Source organism: Oligoflexus tunisiensis (genome assembly GCF_001748245.1).
Classification (GTDB): Bacteria; Bdellovibrionota_B; Oligoflexia; order Oligoflexales; family Oligoflexaceae; genus Oligoflexus; species Oligoflexus tunisiensis.
The window spans coordinates 5,600,135-5,615,295 of sequence record NZ_BDFO01000001.1; the positions used below are offsets into that span (position 1 = coordinate 5,600,135).

12 protein-coding genes are annotated in these 15,161 nt (G+C 56.3%); 4 read left to right on the forward strand and 8 right to left on the reverse strand.

The genetic code is table 11. The features are described 5' to 3' along the window. Positions 1 to 63 precede the first annotated feature (63 nt). Positions 64 to 1,431, forward strand: a complete 1,368-nt coding sequence (locus OLTU_RS23135; protein ID WP_141735119.1) for an NHL repeat-containing protein — start codon at positions 64 to 66, stop codon at positions 1,429 to 1,431. Here OLTU_RS23135 and OLTU_RS23140 read toward each other — a convergent pair. The 3 genes from OLTU_RS23140 to OLTU_RS23150 all read right to left on the reverse strand — a co-directional run bounded on the left by OLTU_RS23140 (position 1,425) and on the right by OLTU_RS23150 (position 4,367). Further along, positions 1,425 to 2,561 carry a TauD/TfdA family dioxygenase gene (locus tag OLTU_RS23140; protein ID WP_176736884.1) on the reverse strand — a complete coding sequence of 379 codons (1,137 nt, stop codon included), beginning with the start codon at positions 2,559 to 2,561 and terminating at the stop codon, positions 1,425 to 1,427. The two genes, OLTU_RS23135 and OLTU_RS23140, sit on opposite strands and share 7 nt — an antisense overlap. A 103-nt stretch (positions 2,562 to 2,664) precedes the next feature. Beyond that, positions 2,665 to 3,690, reverse strand: coding sequence for an S-adenosylmethionine:tRNA ribosyltransferase-isomerase (locus OLTU_RS23145; protein WP_141735121.1), 1,026 nt, complete (start codon positions 3,688 to 3,690; stop codon positions 2,665 to 2,667). Then, complete coding sequence (locus tag OLTU_RS23150) at positions 3,687 to 4,367, reverse strand: SDR family NAD(P)-dependent oxidoreductase (RefSeq protein WP_141735122.1); 681 nt, start codon at positions 4,365 to 4,367, stop codon at positions 3,687 to 3,689. Before OLTU_RS23150 ends, OLTU_RS23145 begins: the two co-directional genes overlap by 4 nt. Before the next feature lie 128 nt (positions 4,368 to 4,495). Here OLTU_RS23150 and OLTU_RS23155 point away from each other — a divergent pair, with 128 nt between their 5' ends. Continuing rightward, entirely contained in the window at positions 4,496 to 5,059 is a 564-nt protein-coding gene (locus tag OLTU_RS23155) for a helix-turn-helix domain-containing protein (protein WP_141735123.1), read from the forward strand. Positions 5,060 to 5,065: 6 nt separating this feature from the next. On the opposite strand, the gene OLTU_RS23160 is transcribed toward OLTU_RS23155, so the two are convergent. Next, positions 5,066 to 6,520: a DUF1552 domain-containing protein gene (locus OLTU_RS23160; protein ID WP_141735124.1), complete on the reverse strand. Its 1,455-nt coding sequence runs from the start codon at positions 6,518 to 6,520 to the stop codon at positions 5,066 to 5,068. A gap of 19 nt (positions 6,521 to 6,539) precedes the next feature. Beyond that, a complete protein-coding gene (locus OLTU_RS23165) occupies positions 6,540 to 8,048 on the reverse strand; it encodes a DUF1588 domain-containing protein (RefSeq protein WP_218110217.1) in 1,509 nt (502 codons plus the stop codon). A gap of 301 nt (positions 8,049 to 8,349) precedes the next feature. Between OLTU_RS23165 and OLTU_RS23170 the strand changes: the two genes are divergently transcribed. Next, positions 8,350 to 9,558, forward strand: coding sequence for an AAA family ATPase (locus tag OLTU_RS23170; protein ID WP_141735126.1), 1,209 nt, complete (start codon positions 8,350 to 8,352; stop codon positions 9,556 to 9,558). Beyond that, positions 9,530 to 9,997 (forward strand): hypothetical protein, encoded by a 468-nt coding sequence (locus OLTU_RS23175; RefSeq protein ID WP_141735127.1) that lies wholly within the window; start codon positions 9,530 to 9,532, stop codon positions 9,995 to 9,997. Before OLTU_RS23170 ends, OLTU_RS23175 begins: the two co-directional genes overlap by 29 nt. Before the next feature lie 54 nt (positions 9,998 to 10,051). Here the strand turns inward: OLTU_RS23175 and OLTU_RS23180 are convergent, their stop codons facing one another. From OLTU_RS23180 to OLTU_RS23190, 3 genes are read right to left on the reverse strand one after another with little or no spacing between them, the layout of a single operon-like run. After that, positions 10,052 to 11,212 carry an extracellular solute-binding protein gene (locus OLTU_RS23180; protein WP_176736885.1) on the reverse strand — a complete coding sequence of 387 codons (1,161 nt, stop codon included), beginning with the start codon at positions 11,210 to 11,212 and terminating at the stop codon, positions 10,052 to 10,054. Between the two features lie 10 nt (positions 11,213 to 11,222). Then, positions 11,223 to 13,574 (reverse strand): hypothetical protein, encoded by a 2,352-nt coding sequence (locus OLTU_RS23185; RefSeq protein ID WP_141735129.1) that lies wholly within the window; start codon positions 13,572 to 13,574, stop codon positions 11,223 to 11,225. Positions 13,575 to 13,579: 5 nt separating this feature from the next. After that, positions 13,580 to 15,154 carry a hypothetical protein gene (locus OLTU_RS23190; RefSeq protein ID WP_141735130.1) on the reverse strand — a complete coding sequence of 525 codons (1,575 nt, stop codon included), beginning with the start codon at positions 15,152 to 15,154 and terminating at the stop codon, positions 13,580 to 13,582. Positions 15,155 to 15,161 lie beyond the last annotated feature (7 nt).

A 15,161-nucleotide genomic window follows, 5' to 3' on the forward strand; every position in this document is an offset into this window, starting at 1 on the left:
TATCTTTGAAATTGATTATCAACTTCGTTATCATAGCCCTCTCAACATCTGAGGAGAGGGAAAATGATTAAAAATCTTGGTGCTTTGAGTTGGGTTCTGGCCGCGGGCGTTTTGGCTGGCTGCGGTGATGATGATTCTGATGACAACAATTCCACGACCGTGGTCACCCTGGGCGAGCCCACTCAAAAAGTGCTCGCGGTATCGGCGACCGGTCATGATCGTTTCTTCTCTGTCGCGTTCGACAGTGCCGGCAACTACTACGCGGCTGGCTCGGTGGCGGATAGCACGGAAAGTACAGCGGATTCCAAAATGCTTGTCGCCAAATTCAAGTCTGACGGTGAGTTGGATACCAGCTTTGGCACGGACGGCTATGCGATTCACAATGCCATCGTCGGAACCACAGGTGAAGTGGCAAGGTCCATCGTTGTCCAATCCTCGGGGAAAATTGTCATCGCTGGCACCATCGAGCATGCCGGAGCGAGCGATACGCGGGATCGCGACATTGGTCTTTTGCGTCTCAATACCGACGGCAGCCTGGATAGCACCTTTGGCACCGACGGCCTGGTTACCTTGAATCTGAGTGAAGGTGAAGTGAGCGGCACAAGCTTTGTCGCTGATAACATTGGCGGCATGACGACGGACAGCAGCGGCCGTCTTCTGATCCATGGTTCCGCAAAACGTGACGGCGGTACCGATACTGATTTTGTCCTCACCCGCCTCAGCGCCGACGGCGTCGTGGATGAGACGTTTGGAACCGCCGGTCGAACCACCCTGGATATTCGCAATCTCAGCGCTTCGCCCAAGCCCGCCATCGTTCTCTCCAGCGGCCAAATCCTGGGAACAGGCTACATGCGCGACGGCAGCGTCGTGGTTCCCGTCATTTACCGCACTGATGCCAATGGCGTTCTGGACACGACCTATGGCGAGAACGGCATTTTTAGCCAGGCTGTTCTTGAGGCGACAACCGAAGTGTACTCCGCTGTGGTCCAGGGTGATTCCATTGTCACGGTGGGCTATGGTCGTAACTCAGCCGAGGAAAACCTGGACTTTCTGTCCCTTCGCATCACGTCTGCGGGCGCCCTCGACACCACTTATGGCTCGAACGGTTATACCCGTGTTGATGCCGCTGGCTTCAATGACAACGGTCGTAACATGACCCAGCTCCCTGATGGGCGCATCGCGCTCGTCGGCGGCGGTCGGACGACGGCCGAGACAGCGGACGGAATGGTTGCCATTCTGAATGCTGATGGTCAGGCCGATACCACCTTCGCGGAAAAAGGCGCGCGCCTTTTCGATTTCGGCGGGACGGCAGACTTTCTTTGGGGCGCAGCCGTATCACCGGCTGGTGACAAGGCTGTCATCGTGGGTCTCAAAGGGGCCGGCGCCGATGGCAACGATGATGTAGCTGTCGTGACCATTCCGCTTCAGTAATTTCCTCCTCCCGGGCCTGCTTCCGACCAGGAAGCACGCCCGTACATTGAAACCGCTGGCCTGGTCATCGCATGCACATCATACGAGTGTCCCAGTGCAGCCAAAATACGTCTAGGTCCTTGAACATTCATTCTTCCATGGCCCCAAAGGATGTTATCGAGGATCAGGACATCACCTTTTCTCCAGCGAAAAAGCACGGAATGCCGCCACGCGGTATGGAGCAGGGTTTGCGTTTCCTCGCGGCTTAATTCCGTTCCGTCGCCCCAAAGGGTTCTCATGAAAGCACGCGGCTTACTCTGCACGTAACCCATCACGGCGTTGATCATAAAGAGCTTCCAGGGATTCCACCGATCCTTGAAAAGAGCCGTGTCCAGGCTGTGCGCATACCTGTTGAAGATGACAAGATTCATGCAGTCCTGCCCGCTTTGAGGATGCCGCACGAAAGCAGGCATGTGCACATCAAAGACGAGATTGCCTTTCTCATCCCACTCGCTGCGTGCCTGGAGCTTATCCAGGATCCTTTGCACTTTTACACGGTCGTCGGTTCCAAAGGTCTGGTTCAGAGTCTTCTCAACATTCGAGTAGCTGGGACGTTTGGCGGTAAAGCGGCGATACAGAACACCGAGCCGCTGCATTTTCTCAGTCAGATCGCGCGGCAATTCCCGAGCCGTTTCCCTGGAATTGAAGATCGGCGTTTCCCCATAACGCTGCGGTTCAACTTCACAGTAAAAGGCGATGCAGGTCGGCCTCTGCGGCAGATAACACATTTCATTGTGAGGAGTGATCAGAAAATATCCTGAGGCATCGGTCGAGGTAAACGTCCTGCCGGTCACGGCGTTGCGTGGACTGACTCCCCCTTCATAACTATCGCCCAGAGGAATCTGCAGGCCGTCCAGGAGACTTTCGAAGTCCTGAGCCCCGTCCACAGGAAAGCCGCGAAGGAGCACACAGCCTGTTGTCGCCAGATGCGCGCGAAGAGCGGAACCGTGCTCAGCGGCAAAGGCCTGCGTATCACGGCGCGACGAAGCCCAGCGAAACTTATGATTATCGAGCACAGCCGGAAGATTCTCATGGAGTGTTGCCTGGGAAAGAGGAACGGATGACCAGGGCAGGAAATTCAGCTGTGACATACATACCTCCTGGTATCGGAATGATGAGCCCACTTGATTCACGCGGAGTGTTCCTTTTAGCAGCGGGATCAAGTGGATGTCAAACAAAGGAGGCACGGGAATTTCAGTCAGAAATGAGAAGGCAGAGATCGCCATACTCATGACTGCGATAGTGCTTGCGCTCGGCCTCAGCAAAGCCCGCCGCCAACATTTTTTCCGGCAGAAATGCTGTCAAAAGCTGCCGGTGACTCGTCCCGAGCTCATGCATACCCGTGATCAAACCCTGCGTGATCCGCGGTCGCATGGATGCTCCGAGGCGGAGGGTGGTCATCCCGCGGTGCCTGGAGAAATCATCAACCTGAAATGCGGATTCCAAAGCTCGCAAGGCACTGGTGCCCAGGGCGATGACACGGCCTCCCCGGGCCTTTGTTTCCTGGACTTTCCTGAGCGTTTCCCATGGCACTTCATAAGACTCGGGCAAAGGCAGAAGCTCATCCAGACGCTCGGATCCTGTACTGGAAAGCCCCGCTCCGTGCAGAACCGTCGCCAGATGGATGCCGCGCTTTTTGAGCTGCAAAACAAGATCCCAGCTGAAGGGGAAAGCGGCGCTGGGCGGCTCGGTGGAAATGGGCGGTCCCGCGAAGAGCGTCTGCTGATCCCAGATCGCCAGCGCTTGCTTCAGATAGGAATACTGAATAGGTTGTCCATAATGGTAAAGACTCTGTTCCAGATGAGGACCTTGAAAGCGAATATGCAGCAGTCGGCCCTCTGTTACAGAGAGAATTTCTGCGGCAAGATCAGGGCCGAAAATGATCCTATCCTCCTTTTGCAGAGGGGGCGGCGGTCCACGTTCCTCCGTGGCCATCCGCCAGTCGCCTGCCCCAAAGGAAAAGGCGGCCCAGTCGCGTAAACCTTCGGCCAGAGGCCCTTGAAAGGAGGCGAGACGTATTTCAAGAGCCTCTCCTGTTCGCTCCACTCGACCGTGAAAGCTGGAGGGCAGAGTCGCCGAGCGATTCACGATAAGAAGATCGAACGGTTTAAGGATCGCAGGCAGATCTTCCACGAGTTCATGCTGAGGAGGCTGGTGCTGACCAAGAACCATGAGCCGTGTTTTGCCGAGCCGTCTTTGCGAGTGTCGTGCCGGTATCATACGGATGTCCTCACTTCCTGAAATTGTTTGTCCGCAATGAGCTGAATGATGCGACGTGCGGAATCACGCGGGTCGCGCAGCTGATCAGGATCCGCATCCGGCACGGCTGCAAAGTGAAGCGGTGTTCGCATGTCGCCCGGATCAATCGCCAAAAAATGCAGACCCTGCGATTCCAGTTCAACCTGAAAAATCCGCGTGAGATGATCCAGCGCGGCTTTGGAAACACCGTATGCCCCCCAGCGTGGATAAGCCTGGACCGCGGCATCGCTGGAAATATTCACGACCACACCCTGCTCCCGCAGAAGCATCGACGGCAGGAGTGCTTTGGTGAAACGGAAGGGCCCAAGCAGATTGGTCTGCAGAGCCTCCTCGAAATCCTCGCAGTCGGTATCGACGAGCAGCCGCAGCGGGCTTGGGCCCAGAGAACTGGCAACATTGAAGAGGATATCCACCGTGCCAAGCTTCGCGTGAATTTCCCCGACCGCCGGGTGGATGGCCTCCTTCCGGCTGATATCGACGGGAAGTCCGATCATGCCCGGATGGTGACGGATCATCTCTTCGATGCGTGTGGCGTTGCGGGCCAGAATCGCGACGCGCGCTCCGGCCTCATAATACTGGATAGCCAGGGCTTTTCCTAAACCGGATGTTCCACCTGTTATGACAATATTCTTTTTCATGATTGATTCCCTTTCATGGCGCAACAGGCGCCTTCCTCCGTGTTATCGTTCGCACTGGACATTATGTCGACAAAATGGTCAATATATTGGCCAAGGGCCAGGTTATGAGATGGCAAGGAGGTTGTGGCATGGATGAACTTGATAGGGTTCCTCTTTATCTTTCCAGAAATATCAATGAACTACGCAGCCGGAAAAATCTGAGTCAGCAGCAACTTGCTCAGATGGCGGGCATTCCGCGTTCGACGCTGACGCATATTGAGTCGGGCGATGGAAACCCTTCGCTGGTCAACCTCTTGCGCGTGGCTGCCGCGCTGGGCGTGGGTATCGAGGAACTCCTGTCCCGTCCACGTTCGCAGACCTCGCTGATTCCTGCGGAAAAGGTGCCGGTTCAGGTTCGCAGCGGAGGGCTGGTGCGTATCCATAAGCTGCTGCCGGACAAGTTTCGTGGGATTGCCATTGATCGCATGGAATTTGAACCTGAGTCCGCCATGGGTGGGCAGCCGCATTTGAACGGAACCAAGGAATACATGACCGTGCTTCAGGGTGAGGTTGTCGTGCACGTGGCAGGCGAGAATCTTGTCGTCAGGAAAGGGGATGTGCTCGCGTTTCCGGGTCATCAACCGCATGGCTATCGTAATCTGAAAAAAAGCCCAGCGGTGGCGATCAGCATTGTGATCCCTGTTCCGGTTTAATCAGGATCAACCTGTGGCACGCGGCAAATATCCCATGCAGCGGGAGGGGTCCAGGTTTTCGCCAAAGATGTCCTGCTGGACACCAAACGTTCTTTGGATGCTGTTGAGTAAAAGATGATGAGGCACGGCACAGTTCATCGCCCGGAGTTCCGCGGCTCCCTGAATGCCACCGGGTACGTAGTCCACGAAGCGACCCATTTTAAATGTCCCCATTTTTTCTCCCAGTCCGCCGGCCAGAACATAGGGCAGACGACCGCTGAAGTGCGTGGCCTGGTCACCCATCTGCGTGGTCCAGACGACCAGCGTATTGTCGAGCACGGTCGAGCCATCCACTTCCCGCACTGCATCAAGGCGCATGAGGAACCGGGCCACGGCCTTGGCGACCACGGTATGGACATCACGCGCCATGAGATTTGGGGACAGGTTGGAAAAGCGATCGCCCACGAGCTGCGCATGAGCCACGTGCTGATGGTAATCGCTGATCAGCATGGAACCCATTTTCGTGCCGTTGGGATCATAGGTATCCACCGGTTTGCCAACGAAACCATCCTCGACGATACCATGATGGATTTTCAAACAGGCGACCTGGGTCAGTCCCAGAATAAGACCATCCGCGATCAGATCCAGATCCCTGGTGTAAAGATCATAAGGCCCCGTGATGGGAATGGGCGTTTTGTAGTCAGGATTCCGGGCTGGTTTCATGGGCGTCGGAATCGGAGGCAGCGGCACGGGTTTAAGCGTCAGGGAATCCAGATGGCCCTGAAGCGTCATGAGATACTGGTCGAGTCTGGCCTGCGCCTCCGACCCGAGACGCTGACGCAAGAGGCTGGCATCGGCGACCTGCTGCTGGAGCAGCGAACGACGGAACTCCTGCAGAGCCAGCTCCTCTGTATTCTGCGGCGGTGGATTGTAATCCGCGAACAGAGCATTAAAGATGCGAATGGGCGTGCCCACGGCACCGATGGGATAACCAGGGCCGGCATAATAGTATTCGCTTCCCGGTCCCCCATCCCCGCCGATGGCCGCATAAAGGGGCCGCGTTTCCTGCAGCTCGCGGATGATGGCGCGATCCACCGAGGGACCGCGGGCAAAATTCGGTTCGCCAGGTTTTGAGTTGGCCCAGGCGGTAAACGTGGTGGCACGTGCTTCATGATTTTCCACCCCAAAGGCGGCTGCAAAATTCCCAACACCGTTGAGGATGAGAAGCTTGGACCGAAGTGGAGCCAGCGGCTTGAGTACGGCTCCATCAAATTCAATATCGAAGTCCTTTTCTCCGCCGCGCGGGCGCCACCAAAGGCTCGATGCACCCGATTCACCGCAGATGAAAACCACCCGCTTGAAAGGACCGTTGGTCGTTTCACTCTGTGCCATCGCCAGGCTGCGCGCCAACGGCAGGGAGACGGCCAGACCGCCTATGCTTTTCAGAATGGATCGCCGTGACAGACGCAAATGTTGACTCATGAAATTTCCCTGCTCCCCATCAGCGAACCCGCATGTAAACCGTATCGGATGTCATGATTTCCCGAAAAAAATTCGTCAGACTTTCCTTGTCCGGCGCCTGAGCCATGAGATGCCTTTCCGCAAGGATATCGGCCGTCGCCAGCTCATCTTCCGCAAGGTCACGCCCTAAAATATAGCGCAGAGCATTCCGCGAAAAACAACGGGCGAACGTCGTGGAGTTGGCGATGCTTTCCGCAAATTCCTTGGCGGATGCCGTGGCTATCGATTCACGCTGGCCGCCGAGGGCAACGGTGACCTGCGAAGCGATGCCAAGGGCGCTCAAATCCACCATCGCATCGGTCTGCACACCAAATCCGTCGAAGGCATGAAGGGCGAGGCCGGCCGGATCAATGAGTCGATGACAACCCACACAGGCGGGGCGTGCTCCATGCATCAGACTGAGCTTGATGTCGTAATTGGGATCCATGGGCGAAAGATCCTTCGGCGGCGCAGCTTCGAGCGTTCCCGGAGGTGGCCCCATGCCCTGGCAGAGGGCATTGCGAATGATTCGGACGCCCCGAATGATCATGGAGGCCTGACCATTTTTGCTCGTCGACGTTAAAAACGCCTTGCTCGCAAATAGCCCGAAGCCATTGTTCTCAGGATTGACCCTGGTGAAGAGGGAACGCAACGTGCCCTCCTGCAATAGGGTCGTGGCAATGAACTGCTCCGCCGCGGCCAGCTGTTCCTTGGCCTTCTGTGCCGACCAGTTCGGATCGCCCTGAACGTCCATGCCCTCAAGCCCATAGTACATAAGCCACTGACTGATCATGCCGGACAGCGAGGCTGCCAGGGCTGGTGTCTCGATGAGCTGATCAATCAACTGAGCAAAGCGTGTGGGATCATCTTCAAACTCAGCCAGAGTCTGGATCTGCTCGAATGTGGGCGGTCGATGCGTCAGGTTATAGGAAATGGCGCTGAGTTTTTCCCAGGGTGCCAGCGCATAGGAGGGGGCCGTCGCATCCACGCCGAGTTCCATGCGAAAGAGAAAACGCGGATCAAAAAAGATTTGCCCTGCAATGTGGGCCAGAGCCCCGGTCTGCACGGTTGCGGGCAGTTTGGAAATGTCTGCGGATTGCCGGATCAAAGTCTCCCGTTCCGCGGGATCGAGCGGCCGGCGCCAGGCATGAACTGCCAGTCTTTCGAGAAGGGTTGTCCGACAATCCGCTGAAGCCAGGGCATCGCATTGCACCGAAGCGGTGGATAGCTGGGCCCAGTTCAGGTTGTCGAGGAGAGCGTTGATGTCCCGACTGAGTCCCGCGAGACTGGAGGAATCGTTGAGAATGTTATAGGAATTGCGGAAAATTTGCGATTTGCTGGATTGCTCGAGGAATCCATTCAACTCCAGGGGCTCCGGCAAACGCAGGATATCCTGGAGTGAGTTCTGGATTTCGATTTTGCTGAGAGGTCGAAAGTCGGCCTTGGTCGACTGAAAGCTGAGCGCGGGGACAGGTGTCGGTGTGAGCGAGGCGACGGGATCAGGAGGCACCGAGGCCGCATCCGCTGAAATTCTTGCCGATGAATGCCTGAAGGATGTGTGCTTTTCCGCGCACGCGGTCAGGCAACACAGGAATAGACCAAGTCGGTAAATTCGTAGCATGCTTTTCTCTCAGTGGAGTGAAAGCCAATAGGATGCGCAGTTTGTAAGCAATGGATCGGTTGAATCGCGGCGGGATTGAGTCTTTTCTGTATGAATTCAAAAACGGGGGGTCATACCCACGGAAATTCCTGGATGAATCGCTTGTTGCCTGCTCAAAAAAGGCGGTTTATGGTGGCCCTGGAGGCTGCTGATGCGAAAACTGTTTCTTCTCCAGGGACTGCCTGGTTCGGGCAAAAGCACGTGGATCACCGCTCATGGTGTGCAGGATCACACCCTGTCGAGTGATGCCATACGCCTCATGCTGTCTGCCCCGCGTCTCAAGGTGGATGGCACATTGGAGATTTCGCAAAGGATGGGCGGCCACGTCTGGCGCTTTCTTCTGGACTGCCTGAATCAGCGCATGCGCAACGGCTCGACCACATTCATCGACGCCACGCATTTGACCCGGGAATCCCTCAAACCCTATCGCAAGCTGGTGAGCCGCTATGGATACCGGTCTTATCTGATTTCGTTCGGGGCTGTGCCGTTTGAAATCTGTCGGCAGCGGAATCAGCAGCGCGAGGAGATGAGACGCGTGCCCGAGGATGTGATGCAGGGTTTTGCCGCTTTGCTTGCGACTTTCGAAGCTCCCGACTGGCTGGACGTCATCACGCCGGATGAAATGGTTTCGCGCCTGAGACCTTTGACCTTGGATCTGCGATCACGCCCGCCGGCAGGAATTTCCTGGTTCGGCGATCTGCACGGTTGCGTAGCTCCCCTGCGCGAGCGCCTGCGGGATGCCGGCCCCGAGGATCTTTTTGTGTTTACGGGAGATGTCCTGGGGCATGGGCCTGATAATGCGGAGCTGGTGCGCTGGTTTCAAAGTACGGAGCAGCCCTGGCTGCTCTGTGAGGGACACCTTGAGCGTGCCCTGCGCACCCATCTTCAGGGATTGTCCCTGGATACTCCGGCAAAAATCCTGGCGGATCTGGCTGCCGCTGGCATCGACGCGGAGGTTATGCGCCGTTTTCTTGATCACTGTCATGAGGCCATCCTTCTGCAGCTTCACGATCGTCAGATCTGGATCACACATGGAGGCCTGCCCAGACCTTTTCATCCGGAGATTCTTGGGCTCCTGAGTGCAGATGATCTGATACTCGGAGCCGGGCCGTTTCATGCTGACGTCGATGAATCGTTTACGGCGTCGGCCATGCCTGGACAGTTTCAGATTCATGCGCATAGGAATCCTCTCCAACGGCCCATGGAGGCACACGATCCCTCGTTGAATCTTGCGGCAGAAGGAAATATCCGCACAGCCCATCTTGATATACGAACCGGGCTTTTTGAATTCCGTGAATATCCACATAACCTGAACATGCAGGACAAGGCGGATGGACAAGACAACATTCAAAATCATTGAGACGCTGAAGCTGGCGGAAAGTCATAATCCCGAGCTGGCTCTGGCTTCGCTGCGCATGGCCTCACGGCTGGCCGGAGGGACCCTGGGCTCGTGGCTGGAATCGCTGGTGGTGGCGAGTGACAAGGCAAAAGGAGTCCCGGATCACACGCTTGAAAATGAAGTGGGAACCCTCAGGGATGAAATCGAATGGCTCGGGCATATGCTGCGCACACGGAACGAGGAGATCAGGAATCTTAAAAAGGAAATCGCCATCTTGAGGGAGGAGGGTGGCGAAATCTTCGACGATACGGAGCCAGAAAAACTGGAAATCGCCCGCTTGAAGGCCGAACTTCAGGATGTGAAACAGGCCCTTGGTCTTCTGACGCGCTTTGTGGATGACATATTCAAGGGTCTGCCCAGGCCTGGGAATCGTCCGGAGCAGAGTCCGCCGGGTCAGTGATGGGACACCCGGCCAGACAGCGAGCCCGGACGGGCTCAGCGAAAGCAGCGAATTTCAAGACTCCGGCTGCGGTCGCCCGAGTCGTTCGATCAGCTCAGACGCTGTGATGACCCCAGCGAGATATTCCTCGAGGGCTGGCCTTAAGCGAGCCAGGAGTGGCAGATAGGTCTCCTCCTCCACCCGAACGCTCGATTCCTGCACAATCGTCATCAGGCTTCTGGCCTGCGCATCATCGGCTTCCACCGTGCGCGAAAGGTAGGGGCTCGGCAGCTTGCCCAGTTGAGAAAAAAGACGAGCTGCTCCTTCCGCGCTCTGAAAATAATTCTTCAGATCCAACAGCATGGAAACGTTATCCTGATGAGTTGAACGGGAGGCCGCGAGAAAAACGGTGGTGCGAGCACTCAAACTTTTCCCACTGCCGAGGCGTGGCAGAGGCGCCATGCCGAGGTTGGGGCCTAACTGCCTGGCCATGTCCCGCCAGCGCCACTCGCCGGCCAGAGCAAAAGGCGCCTGACCGCCCAGGAAAACGCGAACGGAACATTCCGCGGAACAGTCGCGTGGGGTCAACGAAAAGGTCTGCCGCAACGTTCGAACGGTTTCAATGCCTTCCCTCACAAGACCCTCCTGCACTGTTTCGAGCAGAGTCCCCTGGTCACCAAGGAAAGCCCGACTGATAAAGGGAAGGAGCGCAAAAGCCTCTTCCGGCATGGCGAGGCCGTAACGCTTCTGACTTGGGCTGGCCTGGACTACGGTTTGAGCCACAAGCTCCTGCCAGGTCTCGGGCGGCGTCCTCACGAGCTTTTTGTTGTAGTAAAGCAGCAGATAACCTTCCTCATAGAATGGGAGGTCCACCTGGCTCGCGGCACTTTCCGGATCACCCGCCCACTCCACCAGCTCCTTGTGCTCCTGCAGAACGGCGAGCGTTTTTTGATCCGTGACCAGAACATCGAAATCCGGCAGAAATCCGGTTCCGGCCTTTTCCCGCAGTATGCTGGGATCAACATAGGACACCGTGATGCTGAGCTGAGGATGCTCACTGGCATAGCTATCGAACAGCGTTTGCAGCGCACCCGTTTCGGATGCCGCGCGGGTTTGCAGAACCTTGAGAGCCACCGGCACCGGTTTGGGTTTCGCGAGGAAATACCAGACCATACAGGTGACTCCGACCAGGACGGCTGTTCCCAATGCGAACAGACGGAACTTGGAAAATTTCATGGGCGTGCCCTCATAACGAGAGGAAGCAATAGCCATCCTCGTTGTCTTCATCGCGGCAGATGTTCAAATCACCCGCCGCCGTACCATTGATTTGGCCGCGGTAGTCATTCTCAATGGGCGTATCGCGGTCCAGCACAAAGCTCGATTCCACAAAAAGATCAAACTTCAACTGAGGCAAACCCTTGTTCGAGCCACCGAAGCTGATGAGGCGCGCGACATCATGAACCCAGGGAAAATAAAAGTGCGCCTGCTGGGGTCCCTTGGTCAGGATCGCTGTGGAATCGGTCTGATAAAGCGCATAGGAGTTGCTCACATCCATGTACCACGACGTGGTGGTCCATGGACCCTCCGTCCTGTTTTGAAGTTCCATGGCCATGGGCCCATCCAACTGCGTGGCATAAAGGAAGCTGCGCACATCCGTGAGATTCAAGACGCGCAGAACATTCAGTGATGGCCGACGCGTTCCGGGTTCCATCTTTTGCGGAGGGATCACCTTCAAGGACAGCGCATCGGTTGCACGAATCTCACCCGGACGGCGGCGGCCAATCAGCGCAAGCTGCCCACCCTGACCGTGGATGGCTTCGATGACGCTTTGCACCTTCAGACTTGCGGCATAGGTCGTGATATTCTCCAGCCAAAGGCCGGTGTGAAATTCGCCCATTTCAGGCCCGCCGATATTTACTTCATGAACCCGCAGCGCCCCTGTCTCCGCTCCGGTGCCCAGACCACGCACAGCCACTGTTTTCATTTTCAAGGGATCATGAATCGTCGCGAACTGAAGGCCCTTCAATTCCACCAGTGTGTTGGGTATAGCCTGCACAGCCACCAGAGTCTGCTGATCACAGGTGATCCGGTTGCAATCCAAAGCGAGCGTGATTTTGGCCTGTGGATTGCCAGTCAGAGTGATCTTCGTGAAGTGCGACCTTGAGGTGTTGCCCAGGGTCAAGGCATTGCCGCGCACAAAAGCATCGCCCTCCAGCCGCAGCTCCAGCTCGCTCGCCCGGGAGCAGACACCGGTGCTGGGGCGACTGATATAGGAACTCACGCTGCCCGGGGTATTCGTCATGCTCGTGGAAAGATCCGTTCCGGCTGGAATGGATCGCACGCAGACCGGCTTTTTTTGAAAGCAGGGCACGTCGATCATTTCAAAATTCGCGGTGCTTTCCGCCCCCTTCTTCAGGCGATTTTCCCAGGACTCGCTGACACCCTCCACGGGTTGAAATCCAAGCCTGCTTTTGAAGTCATCGATCGCCTCTTCACAGGCGCGAAACTTGAAGGCACGGCGGCCGGTCAATTCCACCTGAAATTCGGTATCCAGGAATGGATTGCTGACCGGCACAAGGTGCAGACGCGAATCCCCAGCCGCTTCCATCAGGATGGGCTCTCCGGCAAGGTCCATGTGCTGGGGCTGAAAGGTTTCGCAGTCGCTGGTGCAGTAGTCGAGCAGAAGCGTCTTCTCTTCCGGACTGCCTAAAGGTTCAAAGGTTATATCTGTAAGTTTAATACCCAGGCGTTCGCTCATTTGCTGTTCAAAAGCCTGCGCCTGCTCCGGACTGAAAGACTCCTGTCCATCCAGACGATAGATCATGAAATAAAGACTTTTGCCGGGTTCCTTGGAAAGGTAGCGCAAAAACCAGGTCGTCTGGCTGTCACCGATCACACTGCGGGTCAGAACCCAGCCTTCCTTATCAGACGCCGACTTTTTCTCATGCGCACAGCTGAACTGAAGAGTGAGGGCATCCGCTTCCGGACGGAATGGGATCAGAATCGCATCCTCAGGCCGCTCAAGCTGGGCGGCCCACTTCGCGATATTCAGTTTTCGATTCAAGGCAAAACAGGAGTTCGGAGCCACCACATAAGTCGGACGCGTGACGTCCAACGGATTCCCGATCTGCATGGCTCCATAGCCACCTTTTCCGCTCACGGCATGAATCGCGGCAGGACGCCCCTGTTGATCCTGGAGAGGCGTAAAGTCGCTGCTGCAGGTAAACGCTGGAACGGTTTTTCTGTCTCCTTCATCAAACCGGCGAATCTCCTCGGCACTCATGACCCGAGGGCGCGTGGCATAATAGCCGAAGAGACTTTGGATCGACTCCTCCCCACAGCCTTCGAACAGCACCTGACGCTTCGCGCAGGCGCTGTCAAGGGCGGTGACCACAAACTGCTTCCGCAGTCCCGGCTGGGCATTTGTATCGGTTGCATCCGCCTCATGATAGAGGGCAATATCCGGAGCCTCAAGGGCTCCTGGACACGACAAAGGATTTTGGCCTTCCGTGTTCTGCAGCTCACCTGGCAAAGGCTCACTGCAATGAACAAGGCAGGGCATAAGAGTCAGCATGACGAGCGATCGGATGATTCTCATGGATCTCAGCTCCCGGATGTCTTGGGAAATAGCATTGTGTCAAAGGCCGCGGGATCTTTCATGCATTGCTGGGCCTGGGCCGTCGGCATCACGCCACCCGCAAGGTAGGCTGCGGGAAACCCGGCGTCCTTGCAGATGTCCATGACGCGACGCGCGCCACCCGGCAAGGCAAGGTTGCCGGCCTGTGACGACTGAGGCACCTCGCAGAGCGGATTGATTTCGTAAATCATCAGATTGGTTCCTGTGACTTTGGTGGAGGAACAGATCGTTTTATATTCCGTTTCCTGATCCCTGGCGCGAATTTCGCAGTAATAAAGAGCACAGAGCGCCCGCGTGAGCTTTTTACTGTTTTCCTCACGATCCTGACCGAGAGCCTGCAGGGTGCTGGTCATCTTCGCGACCAACACAGGAAGTGAGGCATCCTCCTGCCCCGTCATGGAACCTTTGCCCAGCAGAAACTCCATCTGGGCTCCAATTTCACTCTGTCGCTTCGTGACATCGAGCAGCTTGTTGTGCGGCTGACCGGAAGCGTCATCGGTGTAAAGTCCGCGTTCCCACTTGTCCGCCAGATCATAGAGCGTCTGAGCCCGGTTGATCAGATCGAGATAGGTTTTTTGCAGGGCGGCCACGCGGCTCGGATAGGCTCCGGATGCATCCAGAAGTCCGGTTTCACTGTCGTAGGTTCCATAGATCCTTTCCAGTTCACCAACGGAGGCCGTGAGCCTGATATTGTGGTCGATCATCGCATCAAAGTTCAGGTTGCTCTTGTTGAGCGTATCCCGGGTCATGAGAACCTTGCGGGCCAGCATCGCGGAATAGGGAGGAATCTGCGCCTTGATCTTTTTTTCCAGTTCAGGATCCTGTGGATCCTGGTTAAGATCGATATAATGAGCCATGATTTCAAGGGCGGCGCGCTCAGCAAGAACATTTAGTTCCTGCTCGGATAGCGCCGTGAAATCACCACAGCTGGTGTCATGAACATCAGCCAGCACATCATTGCCACACTGCCCCATCTTCTCCATCAACCCATCCACGCTGTCCCGTGACGTAGGGCTTTCATACTCCAATTGAAAACCGGCCCAATCGATATCCCCAAACGCCTCGCGAGCCATTGTTCGGTGAGCACAGAAACGGGTGCGCTGCAGCCGGTTCGCCAAAGCCTTGGGCTCGCTCAGGATCGTTTGGGCCAGATCGCAGTGCAGGACCCCTTCAAAAAGAGAGGCCACCTGCTTCTGGGCGGGAGCCAGATTGCGGATCGTGCTTTTTTGAAAGAGTTCGATCAGCGTTTCCTTGGCCTCCCGGGTTTCCGCCTGGCCATGATAAAGGCAAAGCGCCTTCATGAAACCGATCGGAGCCTTCGGCGTGTCCTCTGTATCGCTCGGAACACGGCCCAGGAGTCTCAGGGTTTCGACCAAGGTATCATCGCAGGCCTTATCGGGACTGCGATCGGAAATGGGTGCCGGGATGAGCGTTCGTTCCGGCCTGAAGGCCAGATTGATTTCCTCATTAAACTGAGCAAGGGACGCGGTGGCGCTCCCAAGGCTCAGAACAATGCAGAGTTGCGGAATGAAAGACTTCATGGGTTCA